This window comes from Blautia sp. MSK.18.38, assembly GCF_024460535.1.
Taxonomy (GTDB): domain Bacteria; phylum Bacillota; class Clostridia; order Lachnospirales; family Lachnospiraceae; genus Blautia_A; species Blautia_A fusiformis.
Genome location: NZ_JANFYP010000001.1, coordinates 180,786 through 198,630 on the forward strand (window position 1 = coordinate 180,786; position 17,845 = coordinate 198,630).

Below are 17,845 nucleotides of genomic sequence, written 5' to 3' on the forward strand. Positions count from 1 at the left end.
ATATTTATTTTGAATTTCTCTTTCCTTTTCTGACTTTGATCCTGCGGATCATCCTTCGGATCAGAAATACCACAAGCACAATGATCACGATAAAGATCAGACAAATACCTGCGATCATTGCCGAAAACTTATTCGGCTGCTTCACCAGATCAATGATATTTCTGCTGTCCTCCACAACCTTACGTCCATGTGTCGTCTCATAATATTCCGGCACATTGGCAATTCCGTCGCCGTCTGTATCCGCAAAGGACTGCATATATCTTGCAATCGCATCCCAGGCCTTTAATTCCCTGTCATCCTCCATGATCGCCTGATCTTCCAGATTTTCAATGGGATTCCCATCCCTGTCCTTCGGTTCAAGAGACAACAGTCCATAGGACATTTTCATCACAGAACCAAGCATCTGGCCGGTATACAGATCTGTCACAACATGATACAGCTTGTCATCCTGGATCTCGATCCGCTCTCCGTCTGCCCTGGTGAGATAACAATCTGTCACCTTATTCAGGATCATCCGATGTGGATTGTATGCAAAATTCAATCCACTGCAATATAACCTTGCCGTTGTCATAAAATCCGATACAGAAGCGTCCACCTCCGCTACCAGCTTCAGCTCTTTTCCGGTCAGGTATGCACTGATCAGCGGATATCCGGCAACACCGTCCTTTCCGATCCCCAGTGAAAAGGAATTAAAAACATCCTCTACTGTGATATCGCCCTTTGTGTATGTGTCCCGCACGGTTCCGCTTGGAACAACGGCTACATCAACCGGATCACCATCATAATACTCGGAATTTTCCACTGCATATATGTATGCATCGGACATGATATCACCAAGATTCAACTCTTCGTGCTTCGTGCCCATTTCTTCCAGACTGTTGAATTCAACATCATTTTCAGCAAGAACCTCTTCCCTTGTATAGCCGAAATCGGCAAGATAATTCTTATCCACCGTATCCATCAGGGCATCGATCTGTTCCTGTGTCGCCTGGTCCGGTTTTACATCCTCAGAAACAGGGATCAGCTCATAGGATGTCAGCTCCCACCGTCCGTCCTGTTTCTGTGTCATGGAAAGTGATCCCAGATTTCTTCCGTATTCGCCGCAGGATACGATATATGTGTTCCCATGCTGAATTGCCTCTTTCAGCTCTGTGTGCGTATGTCCGCTGATGATCAAGTCGATATCCGGCACCTCTTTTGCAAGGATCTCATCCTCCGATTTGTTCTCATCCTCCCAGGTTCCTCCATGGGACACACAAGCGATCATATCCACTTTTTCATTTTTTCGGATCTCTTCTACCGTCTGTTTTACGGCCTCAACCGGATCCTTGAACTTTAATTCACAGGTCGGTGCACATTCCAGGGCATCCTTACCGAACACACCGACTACCGCAGCCTTTACATCTCCTTTTTGAACTACTACATAATCCTTCACACCGTAGGCTTCAAATGCCGACCGGATCTGCTTCTGACCATCGCTTAATCCATCCTGCTCCATGCTGTCCCAGTCCACGTTGCACACTACCAATGCCGGCACTGTCTCACCAGAAGTCTTCGCAGCCTCCAGCATATTTGCCAGTCCCTTTGAACGATAATCATATTCATGATTTCCCAGAGTCGTCACATCATACCCCAGATATCCCAGCATCCGAAGCTCTGCCGCCTCCGTTTCGTATACGGTCTGGATCAGGGTTCCCATGGAAAAATCGCCGCCATCCAGCACCAGGGTGTCCGGATTTTCCTGCTTCTTTTCATCGATCAGGGTTTTGATCCTTGCAAATCCGCCAACTTCTTTTTGCTCTCCATCTACGATGGTTGAAAAGCTGTTCAAATGCGAATGTGTATCATGGCTGAACAAAACATCGATCTGTTTTGCCTCGGCTGCTTCCACCGGAACATTCCATGCAAGAGGAAGCAGCAATGCCGCAATAATCATGATCGCCAGCAGCTTTGCTGAAACTTTCTTTCGTGTTTTCATAACACTCTCCTTTTGTATATAGTTTTCTTATGCATTTTTACAAAACCATCAATAATGTTCCCACACCGATCAAAATACATCCCATCATCGATTTTGCTGTGAATTTCTCATGCAAAAAAATAAATGCCAGTACCAGTGTGATCACAACACTCAGCTTGTCTATCGGCACAACCTTGGATGCATCGCCTATCTGCAGGGCACGATAATAGCATAACCACGAAGCACCCGTTGCCAGACCTGAAAGGATCAGAAACAGCCAGCTTTTTTTGCTGATCGCTGCGATCCCGCCCTGGGTATTTGTGAGGAAAACCATTCCCCACGCCATAACCAGCACCACCATCGTTCGAATCGCTGTTGCAAGATTCGAATTAACACCGACAATACCTATCTTGGCCAGTATGGAGGTCAGCGCCGCAAATACAGCAGACAGCAAGGCAAACACAAACCACATAGTAACTCCCCCCTTAAATATAAGATTTTCTTAACTATCCCAATACAACTCCATCATATCATTTCCCCTCTGATATGTCACTATTTACAATTTCCTCCGCCGTATATTCCTCTATTTCTGTCTTTGTCACCTGTTTGATATGCTTTTTTTTCAGGCGCAGATATACGAATTCCCGAAAGATAGTATAGAACACGGAAAGCAGCGGAATGAAAACGAGCATACCTACAATTCCCATAAGGTTTCCGCCGATCGTAACTGCTGCAAGAACCCAGATCGACGGAAGCCCTACGGATTCACCCACAACATGAGGATAGATCAGATTTCCCTCGATCTGCTGCAGCACCAGAAATACTATAATAAATAAAATTGCCTGTTTCGGATTTACCATAAAAATCAAAAAGCTTCCCACCGCACACCCGATGAAGGCCCCGAAAATCGGAATCAATGCGGTAAACGCAATCAAAACTCCGATCAAAAGTGCATATGGCATCCTCAAAATACTCAGTATCACAACAAACATACAGCCGAGGATCACAGCTTCCAGACACTGACCTGCAAGAAAATTTGCAAATGTCCGATAAGTCAGAGAACAGACTTTAAGAAAAGCATCTGCCTTTTTCTTTGGGAGAAAGGCAAAAAATACTTTTCGGATCTGCACATGCAGCTTCTCCTTCTGAAAAAGAACATAGCAGGCAAATGAAAAAGCAATAAAAAAGGTTGCCAATCCACTGACTATGGAACCCACTGCTGACATTGTGGTATTCATCATATTTCCTGCACCGTTTCCAAGAAGGCTTATCCCCCACTTGATCGCCTGATCCGGATTAAACTGTACCTGATCTACCAGCTTCATGATTTCCTGGTTATTATGGGAGAATTCCCGGATCCAGCTTTGCATCTGCGGAATAAAATCAGCGATGCTCATCATCAGAGTTCCCATTGTCCGCGTAAGCTGCGGGATCACCCCGAACATTACCAGGGCGATCACCCCTACTGCCAATATGATCGTAAGAAGCAAACTTATCGGTCTTGCCAGTTTTTCAACTGCCTTATTTTCTTTTTTTACCCTTCCAAAGATTTTCTTTTCCAAAAAGCTCATTGGCACATTAATCATAAAAGCGAGCGCCCCGCCAAGTACAAAAGGAAATGCGATCCCCCATATTGCTTTCAGCACATCGAGCACCACATCAAACTTCCACAGAGCGACCACAAGAAATGCTGTAAACACAATAAGCTCCCTGATTTTTTTTACAGATATTTTACTTATATCCACTATCATTCTCCTCTTTTTCCTAATTTCATGCGTATCCATTTAAGCAGCTGAATGATCGGAAGACTTGCAAACGCATACAGATATACACAGCCAAGCTGCATCAGATCCAGCGTCTCTACTTTAAACAGGAGATGAAATCCCGGAACCGTCAGTACAACGGTAATGAGTACTGCCCCAAGTACAAATGCTCCCTGAAGCCATTTATTATTAAAGAAACGTTTTGTAAAGATAACCGGATGATCCGATTTGCAGTTGAATCCATGGAACAGACGTGCCAAACAAAGTGTTCCGAAGGCATAAGTACTGCCAAGCAGTGCACCATTCTGATGATATCCTGTCAAAAATCCGATCATCGTCATCATACCGATCACCAGTCCTTCCAGACCGATTTTACCAAGAAAATCCTTTGTCAGTATTGACTCGTCTGCTGATCTTGGTTTCTCATTCATCACCTCACTGCTGTGCGGCTCCACGCCTAATGCAATCGCCGGAAGGCTGTCTGTCAAAAGATTGATAAACAGCAGATGTACCGGTGCAAAGGGAACCGGAAGTCCTGCAAGGGATGCACAAAGAACTGCCAGGATCGCACCAAAGTTTCCTGACAGAAGAAACTGGATCGCATACTTGATATTCTGATATAAATTTCGTCCGTTTTCCACTGCTTTTACAATTGTTGCAAAATTATCATCTGTAAGCACCATTGCTGCGGCATCCTTTGCGACCTCGGTTCCGGTCACTCCCATTGCAACACCAATATCTGCCTGCTTCAATGCCGGAGCATCATTCACACCGTCTCCGGTCATTGCCACGATCATCCCCTTCTCCTGCCATGCACGGACAATACGGATCTTGTGCTCCGGTGACACTCTTGCATACACAGAAATATTCGGGACAAACTTCTTCAGCTGCTCATCACTCATATTTTCAATATCAGCACCTTCGCAGGCCTCTGACAGATCATGTAGGATCCCGATCCTTTTTGCGATTGCCGCTGCTGTGATCTTATGATCTCCCGTGATCATGACCGGCCGAATCCCCGCTTTTATACATTCTGCAACTGCAGCCTTTGATTCTTCCCTCGGCGGATCCATCATAGCGATCAGGCCAAGAAATACCAGATGATTCTCATCTTCTGTCGTCAATACATGGTTCTCCGGAATTTCACGATAGGTAAATGCCAGTACCCGTAACCCTTCCATTGAAAATTCCTGATTCTGGCGCCGGATCTTTTCTTTATCTGCTTCTGTGATTTCCCGAACTCCGTCCTTTGTCCAAATCCTGTCTGTCAGCTCCAGAAGCCGGTCAACCGCACCTTTTACGATCATCCGGTTTTCATCATCAATTCTGTGAAGTGTTGACATCATCTTACGGTCACTGTCAAAGGGAAGCTCTCCTTCCCTTGGATAAAGCTTTCTTACACCAGCAGCCTCGATTCCGTACCGGCTGCCCAGATTGATCAATGCCGTTTCCGTCGGATCTCCGATCTCCACTCCATTTTCATTTGTTGAATCATTACATAAAATGCTGTAGTCTAAAAGACATCTCTGCGCCGGATCTGCTACATCAATTGCATCTGCTGTGATTCTTTTTCCATCAATATAATAATCTTCTACTGTCATTTTATTCTGTGTAAGTGTTCCGGTCTTATCCGAACAGATAACAGAAACGCTTCCAAGACCTTCCACAGCCTGGAGCTTACGAATGATCGCGTGCTCCTTTGCCATCTTCTGTGTTCCGAAAGAAAGGACGATCGTCACGATGGAGCTTAAAGCTTCCGGAATCGCTGCGACTGCAAGTGCTACTGCAAACATAAATGCACTGCTGATCTTCTCACCGCGGAATACACTGATCGCAAACAGAATTCCGCAAAATATCAGGATCAGAATGGAAAGCTTCTTTCCAAAATCATCCAGATTCGCCTGAAGTGGCGTCTGTTTTTCCGAAGTCGATTTCAGAAGTCCCGCAATCTTTCCAACCTCTGTCTGCATTCCTACATTCGTTACAACCGCTCTGCCACGCCCATATGTGACAAAGCTTCCGGAAAACAGCATATTTGTCCGATCACCAAGCGATGCTTCCTCCAAAATAATGTCCCTACTCTTTTCAACCGCAAGACTTTCTCCGGTAAGGGCACTTTCATCGACCTTAAGGCTTGCATTTTCAATCAATCTTCCATCGGCCGGGATCATATCACCTGCTTCAAGAAGGATCACATCTCCTACAACCAGTTCTCTTGCCAGGAGCTGTACCGCCACACCATCACGTAATACCTTTGCCTCCGGTCCGGAAAGCTTCTTTAAGCTCTGCAGGGACTGCTCAGCCTTTACTGTCTGCACAGTTCCCAAAATCGCATTGATCGTAATAACGATCACGATAACTGCTGCACTTTCCACATCTCCAAGCATACCGGATATCACTGCCGATGCGATCAGAATTAGCACTAGAAAATCCTTATACTGTTCAAAGAAGATCTGCAAAATACTTTTTTTCTTTCCTTCTGCAAGCTCATTCCATCCGCACTTCTCTCTGGACCGTCTGACCTGTTCATCGGTAAGCCCTGATTCCCTGCTTTCCACACGCTCGAGAACTTCTTCTGCTGTCTGCTGATAAATTTCTTTCATTACCTTTGCCTCCTTTTTTGCAAATATTCACCAACTGTAATTTTTTTATGCAATAAAGGATTTTTTTGATAAAAGGATATAAAAAAAGAAACCCTTATTGCACAACAAAAAATGCAATAAAAGTCTCACCATTTCCCTGCAGCGCCGGATGTTTCCACCGTACTGACGACACTGCAAACGCAGATTTCCAAACGTAGGTTACTCCCCTTTATCAGTTTTAATAGTATAACAGGATCGGTACCTCTGTCAAGATACTTTATAAATCACACCTTGCAAATATGATACTCCGGTAACAGAAAAAATCCCATTTTTTGAATGGAAGTTTTTCTGTTACCCTGAAAGTATTATAGGCCTGCAGCCGTTTTATTATCTTTTAAGATTTATTACTTTGATCAGCTACAATATTACCCTGCACAACTCTTCCCTGGTCTTTTCCTTTTCTCAGTCCTCGAACCACCTGTACATTTCCAAGAATCAGATAATCCATTTCTCTCTTAGTGATTTTCGCAAAATTTTTCTTTGAAACAAAATAGAAGGTAACTCCCATCAACACCCACACGATCAGTGCTGCAAAGGACTGTGGAGCCATGAATGCAGGAGAACCGGGCACGATCAGGAGCAGCAATATTACAACAGAGATCACACAGCCGCCCATGGCTACTGCCGGATGGATTTTATTTGTATCTGTATCATCGCCATATTTTTTCAGAAGAATATAAGCACCTGCACAGGTAAAGAAATATCCGAACGCAGTACCTACGGAACACATATCTACAACCCAGCCGATCACTTCTCTGCCGAAAAATGGGCAGATACAGCAGATGATCATGGTAAACCCAACACATATGGACGGAGTTTTATGCTCCGGATGAACCTTTTCAAAAGCTGACGGAAGCATTTTTGCTCTTGCCATACCAAATAAAAGACGGCTGGATGTCATAAAGAATCCGTTCATACCGGTAAAAATTCCCATGCACACTGCCAGTGCCACAAAGCACACACCAACTTTTCCCATTGCAAGATCAAGAACTGCACCTGTATGCCATTTTACAAGAGTTCCATTCGCATCTGTCATAGTCAGAACCTGCTGCCAGGGAACAACACAATCTGTCACCAGTGCCATTGCACCATAGATCAAAGCACCTACGATCAATGCTGAAATGATCAGCATTTTGCACTTCTGTGGTGGAAAATCATATTCTTCTGCCGCCTGTGGAATACAGTCAAATCCTACGTAAAGGAACGGAGCCAATGCCAGGATAGATACAAAACCGCTTCCAAGAGACTTGCCTTCGGCTCCGTATGCCGGCTGCAAGTTTGAAGCATCAAAATGTCCTGTTGCGATCACACCAATGACTGATACAACAACCGCTGCACACATGATAAGGACCATCGCAAGCTGAAGATTTCCTACAGATTTCGCACCTTTGTAATTCATGATCCCGAAAAGTATGATAAAGAACAGGGATAATCCGACTTCACCCATATATACATCATATCCTGCAATTGTATACAGGTAACCTCTGTTAAAGACTCCAGGAAAAATATAGGATGCCAATACCGGAAGTGCCGTTGCATTCAAAGCTACAATAGACAGATATCCAAGCGACAGCATCCATCCGCATATGTACGAAGCAGTTCTTCCAAAGCCTTTATATGCATAGGCAAATTCACCACCCGCTACCGGGAATTTTGCGATCATATAAGAATAGCTGTAGCCTACCACGATCATTAAAAGACCGCCTGCCAGAAATCCCAGAAACAGCGGGAGCGGTCCACCTGCACGTTCTGTCCAGAGACCACCCTGTATAAAACATCCCCATCCAATGATGGAACCGACTGCAACTGCCCAGATCGAACCAGGTCCCATGGATTTTTTTAATTTTGTTCTTTTATTTCTTTCACCCATATATATCCTCCTGCTTCATCAATCATATCATTCATCATCATCTTCTCTGGTTTCTTCACTGATCGTATATGCCTCACTGATATCGGAAACAAAAATTTTTCCATCACCATAATGTCCATACTGCCCACTCTTTGCACTGTTAATGATAATATCTACAACCTCATCTTTTTCTTTGTCCCCAACAGTAATATACAGCATGTTTTTTGCCATTTCCTGATAAAGGACATCCCCTACCTGAATTCCTTTTTCCTTACCTCTTCCTGAAATTGCCCATTTTGAAAAAGCAAAATATCCTTCCTGCTCCAGTGCTTTGATGACGTCCATCACTTTCTCAGGTCTTACGATTGCTGTGATCAGTTTCATAATCCTTCATCTCCCATCCATAAATACAAAAAGAGCCCAGATACCAAAGTATCCGGACTCCATCGTCTCTCTCTATATTATCATTATTTTTTTCAATATTCAATCAAAATCTTTCACTTTCCGGCCAGATATCGATACATCTCATCCAGCATCTCATCTGTAATCTCCACCGGATTGTTATAAAGGTTCGGGTGTCTGCTGATGCGAACCAGCTCCGCAATCTGATCATCATCAAGCTCCAGATCCTTCAGATCACACCGCAATCCCATTTTTTTCTTTAATTCAAGAACTGCATCCGCCATCTCTTCTGCATCTTTGAATCCAATCCTTCTGGCAAATTCCTCTACACGTTCACCACCTTCGCCTTTTGCATTGATTCTTATAAAATAATCCAGGGTCAGGCCACACGCCTCGCCATGCGGGATGTGATAAATATTGGTCAATGGAAATGAACACGCATGGGACGAAGTGGTTTTCGGTAAAGTAAACGCCAATCCTGCGATCAAAGATGCTTCGCACATTTTCTCCCTTGCTTCCTCATCATCGGGCTTCCTGTATGCTCTGTAAACATATTTAAATACCAGTTCTGCTGCATGCATCGCAAGTACATCACAGATCGGCTGATGACCTTTGCTCCAATAGCCTTCGATCGCATGGGAAAGAACATCAATTCCTGTTCCTGCCGTAACCTGCGGTGGCATTGTATAAGTAAGTTCCGGATCAATGATAGCTGCTGCCGGATAAAATCCCTCTGATACGATCGGCGCTTTTTTTCCATTTGCATGATCCGAAAGAACTGATACACAGGTCACTTCACTTCCTGTTCCTGCAGTCGTAGGAACTGCGATCAGTGGAAGATGTTTCTCCGGCATTGCTACTCCGGTTCCATGATACTTACGGATGGAATCCGAAGTCAGAGCTACACTGGCAGCTGCTTTGGCACAATCCATGGGACTGCCTCCACCCAGTGCTACCACAAATCCGATATTTTTCTGCCGGATCACTTCCGCACAGGCATCTACCTCTACAATGTCCGGGTTTGGAGAAACATCTCCAAAAGAAGCAACGATCATTCCTTCTGACTCTTTTATGACCTTTTCGGCAAAACCGCTTTTAAAGAAAAACGGTCCTGCCACCAGAAGGCCTCTTTCGCAGCCAAGCTCTCTGGCTATTTCTTTGATTTCTTTTACTCTGCCTTTGCCGAAATGAATTTTTACCGGCTGTAGATAATCCCAGTTCATAGGCTACCTCCTGCTTTATCAGTCACAAAATTTTTCATCGACCATTGTAAGCACTTCATCAAGGATCGGGAGATACTCTTCCAGCTCCTCTTTCGTGATGATCAGTGGCGGACAGATTTCAATAAAGTTCTCACGTCCAAAGGTTGCAAAGCCACGTTTTTTTAATTCTGCAAATATCCACGGCATTACCGGTCCGGGTACGCCGTATTCCTGCATCGGTTCTCTGGTTTCTTTATTCTTGACTACTTCAAGTGCACCGAACAAACCGATACATCTTGCTTCACCAATACATTTATGCTTCTTTACCATCTCATCCATAAACGGAGCAACGATCTCGTGCATCTCAGCTACATGGCCCTCGATGTCGTGTTCTTTATAATATTTCATTGCTGCCACACCAGCCGCACATGCAAGTGTATGTCCACTGTAAGTAAGTCCGCACTGAAGAACATTTTCCTCAAAATACTCCGCAACCTTTTTACTTACAATACATCCGCCCAGCTGTACATAACCACAGGTAACACCTTTTGCAAATGTAATGATATCCGGTTTCATGTCGAAATTCATAAATGCAAACATTTTTCCTGTACGGTAAAATCCTGCCATAACCTCATCACAGATCAGAAGGATTCCATATTTGTCACAAAGTGCACGAACACCTTCCATATATCCGTCTGGAGGAAGAATGACACCGTTTGCACCTACTATAGACTCCATCAGGATCGCTGCCACATTTCCGGGGCCTTCATATCTGAGCTGCAGATCCAGCGCATCCAGATATTTTTTCGTTACCTCTGCATCATCAACTCCTTTTGTATATCCGTCACGATACATCTGAGGGTTCATAAAGTGTACGAACCCATTTGCACCACCGATCTCTGCTGCATATCTTCTCCAGTCACCAGAAGCATTGGATGCTCCAAGTGTAGCTCCATGATAGCTTCTGTAGCAGGAAAAGATCTTGGTTCTTCCGGTTACCATACGTGCCATTTTTATAGCATTCTCATTGGATTCTGCTCCACCATTTGTGAAGAAAACTCTCTTGTATGTATCTGCTCCTGCTGCTTCTACAAGCATTTTTGCCAGCATGCTCTTAGGCTCGGATGCATATGCCGGTGCCATGAAGCACATCTTATCAGCCTGTTCCTTGATCGCTTCAACGATCTCCGGAAGCTCATGTCCGAGGTTGGAACACACCAGAAGTGAAGCCATATCTGCATATTTTTTTCCATCATAATCGTAAAAATAAATTCCCTCGGCTCTTTCTACCGGTAAAGTATCTGCTCCTGATCTTGCCCATGACTGCATCACATAATCTTTGTGCATCTGTGCTACTTCTTTTCCTGTTAAACTCATAATAACTTCCTCCTCTTTATCTGTAATTCAGTTTTAAATATTGTTCATTTTTGCGGTAAACAAACTTATTATTTGTTGTAGAATAAGAAAAGCGCCCGGCCCACATTCATTTGTGAACCAGACGCCTTTGTCTTATCTGAGTCATATATTACTCTCGACACTGGCTGTCTGCAATAGACATCTATCCAATTATTTTTGTGCTGCAGCACAATCGTTATTATTCTGCTGCCGCATTTTCCTTTTACATTTCATTCATCTGATATAACAGGAAACCCAGCCTCAGCTGAAAACGCACATCAAAATCAGAAAGATTTTTTCCAAGTATCTCAGCGGCCTTTCCAATCTTATAATTAATTGTATTTCGATGTACGATCAATTCCTGTGACGCACTTTTGACACTGCAGTCGTTAGCCAGGTAGCACTGAAGTACTCTGACCAGATCTGAGTGGTTCATCTCATCATATTCATACAATGGAGCTACTGTATCTGCCAGATATTCTTTTATTGCTTCCTTATCTGTAAGTGTGAGCAATACCCTGTAAATCCCAAGATCTTTGTAAAAAATAATCTTTCCGCCATCTGTGCTTTGCTCGCCCGGAACCTGACAGACACATAATAGATCAGACATTTTTTCCGCAAACTGATAGCTCTTATAAATCTGCCTGATCCCGGAAATCTGCTTACTTACACTTACAAAAATCTGTTCCTTCTGACATACCATCCTGCATAGTATCTGAAAAATCCTCTCTGTAGTTTTTCTGCATGCTTCATCAGAATAATCACACAAAACCAGAAGAATCTGCTTATCCTGGGCACAACACAAAATCCCATTATAATTACAGCGGATATGACTGCTCAGTTTAGATAAAATCTGCTCTAGCCTTGTTCCTGTTACACGATCATTGTCTTCCAGAACACACACATTCACAACCGTATATGCACTGTCTGTAAAATACCCTTTTCTCATCAGTGCCGAAACATACAATTCTTCCTGGGACGGACATAAAAAGGCATTGTTCAGTGCCGTCGCAACCTCAATTGCGTTCTGCTGCTCTTTTGTTATTGCAAAACATATGATCCGCATGATTTCAGCCATTCGAACCTTCCACGGTACTTCAAATACCGGGAATCCCTTTTCATTTGCAAAATCAATAACATCCTGTCCGATCTCACTGATATAAGGCCCTGTATTGATCACGATCCCACTGGCTTTGTTTCGCCATACTTCCTTTACCAAACGAAGAAGAGTCAGATTTTCATTCAGTCCCAACCCTGTTGTAAAGGTAAGTTCCTGTCCCTGCAGAAATGCAGAAATCGTGTCGCTGTCTACCATATGCGTCCATGACACTTCATGATCCAGTCCTGTCTCACCTGCTACCAGCTTCATCTCCAGATGCTGTACCTGTTTTATGATCTCACGCAATGTTACTGCCATATTTATACACCTTTCTCCACCGCAGCTTCCTGTGATCAACTGCATCAGACGATCAAAGATACTCCAGATATCAGAAGCAGTATATAAGTCAGATTCAGAAATACCTTCTGAGATACTTTACATACCAGCTTTTTACCTAACCATGTAGCTATAAGTAATGGCAGGATACTGATACAGATCAGTCGAATATCTGCCGTTCCAACCAGGCCGCTCCTGAACTGGGTAACCATCAGAAAAAAATTCAGCACCACCCATACAGGGGCCACTGTCGCACGAAATTCTTCTTTTTCTTTCAGTACCTGTGTTGCATAGATCACAAGTAAAGCCCCTCCTGATACAAACATACCATGAATTATCCCTGCCAGGATCAGAACTATCCACAAAATGAGATCCGGAAGTTTTTTCTCTGTATGGATGCACAGATTCTTTAATGCAACTACGACGATTATGATTCCATATATTGTCAGAAGAATATTTTCAGATTTCACGATCCGGCAGATCTGTATCCCTGCAAACATTCCAACCAACATGACCGCAGACATCTTAAGCAATTCTTTCCAGTTTATATGTCGATATCCGGTCACTGCGATCATCAGTCCGGACAGCCAGGCCATAACATTCAGGACCACCTTTGCATGATCCAGCCCAAGCAAATAAACGGAAGGCGGCATCGCCAATACCGTACCGGCAAACCCTGTGATAGCCTGAATAACATTAGAACCAAACAATACAAGCAAAAATAACAATTCTTTCATAGAGCATTCTTCCTTTTCTGTATTATCTGTTTACCGCACACTCTTTATCACTGCTGATAAAATAAAAAGACGCTTTGCAATAATGACTGCAAAACGTCTTTGTTTTTCTACACTCTCGATTTTAGCACGCTAAAAAGCAAAAGTCAACAGTTGCCTTTCTCCATTACCTTGACACATTCTTTTGTATTATTATTTTTTGCTATTTTTCTTAATGACAGCTATGGCTTCCACATCCATGCTCGCCACATGTATGTCCTTCCCCGTGGCTGTGCTCGTGATGAGAACATTTCACATCCGGATTATACTCCAGTGTTTCATTGATAAAAGCTTCTACTGCTTCATCCGCATCTCCGGAAACTCCTCCGAAAAGCTTAATGCCGGCTGCCGCTAACGCTGTCTGTGCGCCGCCTCCGATTCCGCCACAGATCAAAACATCTGCATTCAATGCTTTAAGAACTCCTGCCAATGCACCATGTCCGCTTCCATTCGTATCTACTACTTCTGAATGTACTACTTTTCCTTCCTCTACATCGTAAATCTTAAATGTCTCTGTGTGTCCAAAGTGCTGGAAAATCTGTCCATTTTCATACGTTACTGCTATTCTCATGATACCTTCTCCTTTTTCCGCTGCATATTTTTGGTAAATTTCCTGTTTGTAACATCCTCCAAGTCCACAATTACCGCTCTGACCATCACAGATTTTGAAATCTCCACCTTCAATTTTAAGCGGATATCCATCAATGAGTGCATCTGCTATTTTCTTCCTGGCAATCTCATAAATTCGTTGAACGGTTGTTCTTGCGACTTGCATAGATGCTGCGCACTGCTCCTGACTATAACCTTTCTTGTCCAAAAGACGGATGGTTTCATACTCATCTACCGTCAGAATAATAGGTGTTTTTTTCTCAGTATCATCTGCCGGAAAGAATTCTAAAACATTGGGGAAATGGCAAACTTTTCTGCATTTTACTGGTCTCGGCATAAACTGCTCCTTTCTTGCTTTTCTTATATAATAATTCTATAAAAGGCATATGTCAATAATGTTTTTGACATATGCCCATATAACTCAGCTAATAGTATTATATACAGCATAAACTTCTCCTCACGACACATATATTTCGATGTTTTTCCGCAAATCAACTATTGATAATGGAATAGAAAAAACAGTCTGTCATAACAGAAATTAATCCCATCAAAACAGACTGTTCTTTTTCCTTTACAAATATTACATTAATGAGGTTCCTGCCTCATGCTCATAGAATCTCTTTATTATCTCCTGCACCGGTTTCTCACATATTTCATAACTGTCGTCCTTCCATGCCTCGGAAGCAGAAGGCAGCTTTGGTGCCCACCCCCATAAAGCAAAGCCACGAAGCCATGGTCGTTTCTTACAGGCCTCAAACATTGCACGATACCATTCACACTGTTCTTCCAGGCGAAGTTCTCCCTGCAATTAAATGTCAAAAGGCAGTGCGAAAAAATAATTGCAATTATTCAAACTCATTATATCCCAGGTTGCACTTAACTTATTTTAGTTAAGTTTTAATTGAGTATGGGGCATATTAATATATCAATTACACTATTTATTTTGACCTACTGAATGGTTGTTGCCAAACTGTTGCCACAAGGATATTATAATATTAAACTTGCGTATATGCAATATTCAATTATTCCTTGATATTGAAATGATATTTTTTTGCTCTCATTTCAAATGCATCTTTTGTACCTTCCATAACATCACAAATCTCTTGTCTCATACTTTCATCATCCATTGTTCCTGTTTGATTAACTTGAATAATATCTGTTTCAGAGTCCATCGAAATAATATATTCAGAGTCTCCATTCACTGGTATATTAGCATTATGTGTAACAACAATAATTTGTCTCTTCGATTTTGCAACCTTAAGTCTAGCAACTATTAAGTCATATACTAATCTATTATCCAAATCATCCTCTGGCTGATCCAACAATAACGGTTGATTTCCATAAGCAAGCAAAAAGGTCAAAATCGTAGTTGTTTTTTGTCCCGCTGATGCATTTGATAAAGGAATAAATTTTTTTGCCTTTTCTGGTCTATAAGATACAATCAAATCGTCATCTGGTATAAACGCAATCATTCTTGCAAACGAGTCTTCTGCTATACTTGTTATAATATCTCTTGTCTTTTTACTTAATGATTTCTGATCTTCTTTATTTCTAATAGATATGAGCATTTTTTTATACTTTTCAATTCCATCTTCTTTTTTAAAATATAAATCCGCTAGTTCATTAATATCATCATCTACAGATGTGATTTCCTTTTGCATAATAGCTTTCAAATTGTTAATAAATGAATTTCTGTTCCTATTCTTAGCCAACTGGAACTTAACATTCTTATCATTACCAATAACTTCTTGAATAAAATTATTTCTTAGTTTATATATTATATCAACTTTATTTCTATACACACTTTCTAATGATTCATATTCCTCTTCTAGTTTACATAATTGCTTTTCCTTGATTAGAATCCTATCAATTTCTTCTTTCTTATTATTTCTCTGCTCCATAAGAGTATCGAGCTTAACAGTATCCAATCCATTATCTTGTAGATTTTGCATAACAGATACATACTTATTTTGAATTGCTATTCTTTTCTTTTTCCATTCAGTATTATCAAGTTTTTCAAATAACTTGTCATTTTTCGATAACATTTCATTGCAAAATTGATTCAAACGATTAATATCTAACTTAAACTCGTTCAAATCTTCTTCCAATAGCGACTTTATTTCAGAATCTGTCACATCATCATATGCTATAACTACTTCATCCAAATATTTCTTTATTTCATCTATTTTATTCTTTTTTCTGTCAATATAAGATAAAAGAGCTTTTTCTTGATCATCAAATAATTGTTTTTCCTTAAGTGTGTCAGAAATACCACTTTTTTCATATTTAGAAATTTGGCTCTCAATATCTAATAATTCTGTTTCCAATCTTGGCTTATCAAGAATTATTCGTTTACTATTGCTAATCTCCAATGCCTTTGATACTAAATTATTTAATGCAGCATCCTTCTCAGATAAACATTGTGGTAATTCTTTTATATCTGCATCAATAATTGCCATTAAAGAATTTGAATCCATTGCAAGTTCATAAATCTGCTTTTGCGTAAATATTTGTGCTTTAAATAAATCCAGAAAATGCTCATCCTCTATGACATTCCACTCTCCATCAATATACTTAAATAATTTTCTAGTCTGATTCTCCATTCCCTTAATATCGGTGACTTCTATTTTATATAAATCACTCAAGCGTTCAATAAATACTGAAACTTGAGATGTTCTTTTGAATATTCCCTTTCTTGTTCCACTACTCTTTGACTTACCATTTTCTTTATAAAAATTTTTCTGTTCTTCTGATATAACGTTTAAATTTTCGCCAGAGAATGAATTCATCGCTCCAGCAATAGTTCTAATTATTGAAGATTTTCCACTTCCTCTACCTCCAATAATTGTATTCATTTGCGGATTAAAGGAAATTTTTATATCTTCTTTTTCATTCAAAATACAATCAGAAATTTGTATTTTTCTGATAATCATATCTGGCTGCTTATCCGGTATATTAGAACACTCTACATCTTTCCTAACTCTCATATCATATGAAATTAAGGCTTGTCTTACACTTTCCAAGTTAGGAGTCTGGGACATTTTTAACCATGTATACGATTTTCCTATTCCCCACAATCCATGTTTTGACGATTTATCCGAAAATGGATTATCTGAAAATCTTAACATAGGGACATCTATATTTTTTGCCATTTCATATACTTTACGCCATTTCTTTGCTTGTTCCTCTGATATTGGTTTTCCATACTTTTCAGTTAATTTTTTTGAAATCATAGCAATTCCTTCTTTAGCGTAATTATCCCAAATATCATTATTGACCACTTGAACAGCATTAATATATTTTCTATCTAAAAGCTTACATATATTATCATGACTCATATCTGAGAGTCCACTAAATTCATCTATATGTGCAGGAATTACTAATGCGCCCATTGATTGAGCAGTTTCACATGCATGAAAAATATCTCCGTCTGCTGTATGTCCACTGTCCCCAAGATTTGATTTAAATATCTTTAACTGATTTAAAAATTCTTGTACAGTATTACCATCACAGTCTATATCAAATAATACCAAAATGTGAATTTTACTTGTGTCACAAGATAATTCAACACCAGGAAATACAACTATATTATTTTCCTCTCCAAGCTTTTTTATTTCATCAATTTCTCTATAATCATTATGGTCTGTAACTGCAATGCAATTTAATCCTTTATTTTTTACTTCCGTAATCCAATCATTAACTGTGTCATTATCTTTATTCTGATAGCAACTGCTAGTCATTGTATGTAAATGAAAATCGCATTTATACCATCTTAACCCTACATTTTCCATAATGCCTCCTCCTTTTCACTTTTATAA

13 protein-coding genes are annotated in these 17,845 nt (G+C 41.0%); all 13 read right to left on the reverse strand.

The genetic code is table 11. From position 1 onward, the window contains the following. Positions 1–4 precede the first annotated feature (4 nt). The 13 genes from NE638_RS00885 to NE638_RS00945 all read right to left on the reverse strand — a co-directional run bounded on the left by NE638_RS00885 (position 5) and on the right by NE638_RS00945 (position 17,818). Positions 5–1,978, reverse strand: coding sequence for a bifunctional metallophosphatase/5'-nucleotidase (locus NE638_RS00885; RefSeq protein ID WP_173745621.1), 1,974 nt, complete (start codon positions 1,976–1,978; stop codon positions 5–7). Positions 1,979–2,015: 37 nt separating this feature from the next. Further along, positions 2,016–2,429 carry an EamA family transporter gene (locus NE638_RS00890; RefSeq protein ID WP_173745622.1) on the reverse strand — a complete coding sequence of 138 codons (414 nt, stop codon included), beginning with the start codon at positions 2,427–2,429 and terminating at the stop codon, positions 2,016–2,018. A gap of 58 nt (positions 2,430–2,487) precedes the next feature. Further along, positions 2,488–3,702, reverse strand: coding sequence for an AI-2E family transporter (locus NE638_RS00895; RefSeq protein ID WP_256137096.1), 1,215 nt, complete (start codon positions 3,700–3,702; stop codon positions 2,488–2,490). A gap of 2 nt (positions 3,703–3,704) precedes the next feature. Continuing rightward, positions 3,705–6,323: a cation-translocating P-type ATPase gene (locus tag NE638_RS00900; protein ID WP_173745623.1), complete on the reverse strand. Its 2,619-nt coding sequence runs from the start codon at positions 6,321–6,323 to the stop codon at positions 3,705–3,707. A gap of 373 nt (positions 6,324–6,696) precedes the next feature. Beyond that, positions 6,697–8,232 carry an APC family permease gene (locus tag NE638_RS00905; protein ID WP_173745624.1) on the reverse strand — a complete coding sequence of 512 codons (1,536 nt, stop codon included), beginning with the start codon at positions 8,230–8,232 and terminating at the stop codon, positions 6,697–6,699. 27 nt (positions 8,233–8,259) lie between these two features. Beyond that, positions 8,260–8,595, reverse strand: a complete 336-nt coding sequence (locus NE638_RS00910; protein ID WP_015525489.1) for a P-II family nitrogen regulator — start codon at positions 8,593–8,595, stop codon at positions 8,260–8,262. A 113-nt stretch (positions 8,596–8,708) separates the two neighbouring features. Next, positions 8,709–9,836 (reverse strand): iron-containing alcohol dehydrogenase family protein, encoded by a 1,128-nt coding sequence (locus NE638_RS00915; RefSeq protein ID WP_173745625.1) that lies wholly within the window; start codon positions 9,834–9,836, stop codon positions 8,709–8,711. Positions 9,837–9,854: 18 nt separating this feature from the next. Beyond that, positions 9,855–11,192: an aminotransferase class III-fold pyridoxal phosphate-dependent enzyme gene (locus NE638_RS00920; RefSeq protein ID WP_015525486.1), complete on the reverse strand. Its 1,338-nt coding sequence runs from the start codon at positions 11,190–11,192 to the stop codon at positions 9,855–9,857. A gap of 241 nt (positions 11,193–11,433) precedes the next feature. Further along, complete coding sequence (locus NE638_RS00925; protein ID WP_173745626.1) at positions 11,434–12,627, reverse strand: PucR family transcriptional regulator; 1,194 nt, start codon at positions 12,625–12,627, stop codon at positions 11,434–11,436. A 44-nt stretch (positions 12,628–12,671) separates the two neighbouring features. Further along, entirely contained in the window at positions 12,672–13,382 is a 711-nt protein-coding gene (locus NE638_RS00930) for a sulfite exporter TauE/SafE family protein (protein WP_173745627.1), read from the reverse strand. 208 nt (positions 13,383–13,590) lie between these two features. Further along, positions 13,591–14,364, reverse strand: a complete 774-nt coding sequence (locus tag NE638_RS00935) for a NifB/NifX family molybdenum-iron cluster-binding protein (protein WP_173745628.1) — start codon at positions 14,362–14,364, stop codon at positions 13,591–13,593. 243 nt (positions 14,365–14,607) lie between these two features. Then, positions 14,608–14,835 carry a glycoside hydrolase family 113 gene (locus NE638_RS00940; RefSeq protein WP_173745629.1) on the reverse strand — a complete coding sequence of 76 codons (228 nt, stop codon included), beginning with the start codon at positions 14,833–14,835 and terminating at the stop codon, positions 14,608–14,610. Positions 14,836–15,049: 214 nt separating this feature from the next. Next, positions 15,050–17,818, reverse strand: a complete 2,769-nt coding sequence (locus tag NE638_RS00945) for a TrlF family AAA-like ATPase (protein WP_173745630.1) — start codon at positions 17,816–17,818, stop codon at positions 15,050–15,052. Positions 17,819–17,845 lie beyond the last annotated feature (27 nt).

What these genes read in the sequence shown, in the direction of transcription:
- NE638_RS00885 (WP_173745621.1), bottom strand. Translation starts at nt 1,978, where the DNA reads ATGAAAACACGAAAGAAAGTTTCAGCAAAGCTGCTGGCGATCATGATT.
- NE638_RS00890 (WP_173745622.1), bottom strand. Translation starts at nt 2,429, where the DNA reads ATGTGGTTTGTGTTTGCCTTGCTGTCTGCTGTATTTGCGGCGCTGACC.
- NE638_RS00900 (WP_173745623.1), bottom strand. Translation starts at nt 6,323, where the DNA reads ATGAAAGAAATTTATCAGCAGACAGCAGAAGAAGTTCTCGAGCGTGTG.
- NE638_RS00905 (WP_173745624.1), bottom strand. Translation starts at nt 8,232, where the DNA reads ATGGGTGAAAGAAATAAAAGAACAAAATTAAAAAAATCCATGGGACCT.
- NE638_RS00910 (WP_015525489.1), bottom strand. Translation starts at nt 8,595, where the DNA reads ATGAAACTGATCACAGCAATCGTAAGACCTGAGAAAGTGATGGACGTC.
- NE638_RS00915 (WP_173745625.1), bottom strand. Translation starts at nt 9,836, where the DNA reads ATGAACTGGGATTATCTACAGCCGGTAAAAATTCATTTCGGCAAAGGC.
- NE638_RS00920 (WP_015525486.1), bottom strand. Translation starts at nt 11,192, where the DNA reads ATGAGTTTAACAGGAAAAGAAGTAGCACAGATGCACAAAGATTATGTG.
- NE638_RS00925 (WP_173745626.1), bottom strand. Translation starts at nt 12,627, where the DNA reads ATGGCAGTAACATTGCGTGAGATCATAAAACAGGTACAGCATCTGGAG.
- NE638_RS00930 (WP_173745627.1), bottom strand. Translation starts at nt 13,382, where the DNA reads ATGAAAGAATTGTTATTTTTGCTTGTATTGTTTGGTTCTAATGTTATT.
- NE638_RS00935 (WP_173745628.1), bottom strand. Translation starts at nt 14,364, where the DNA reads ATGCCGAGACCAGTAAAATGCAGAAAAGTTTGCCATTTCCCCAATGTT.
- NE638_RS00945 (WP_173745630.1), bottom strand. Translation starts at nt 17,818, where the DNA reads ATGGAAAATGTAGGGTTAAGATGGTATAAATGCGATTTTCATTTACAT.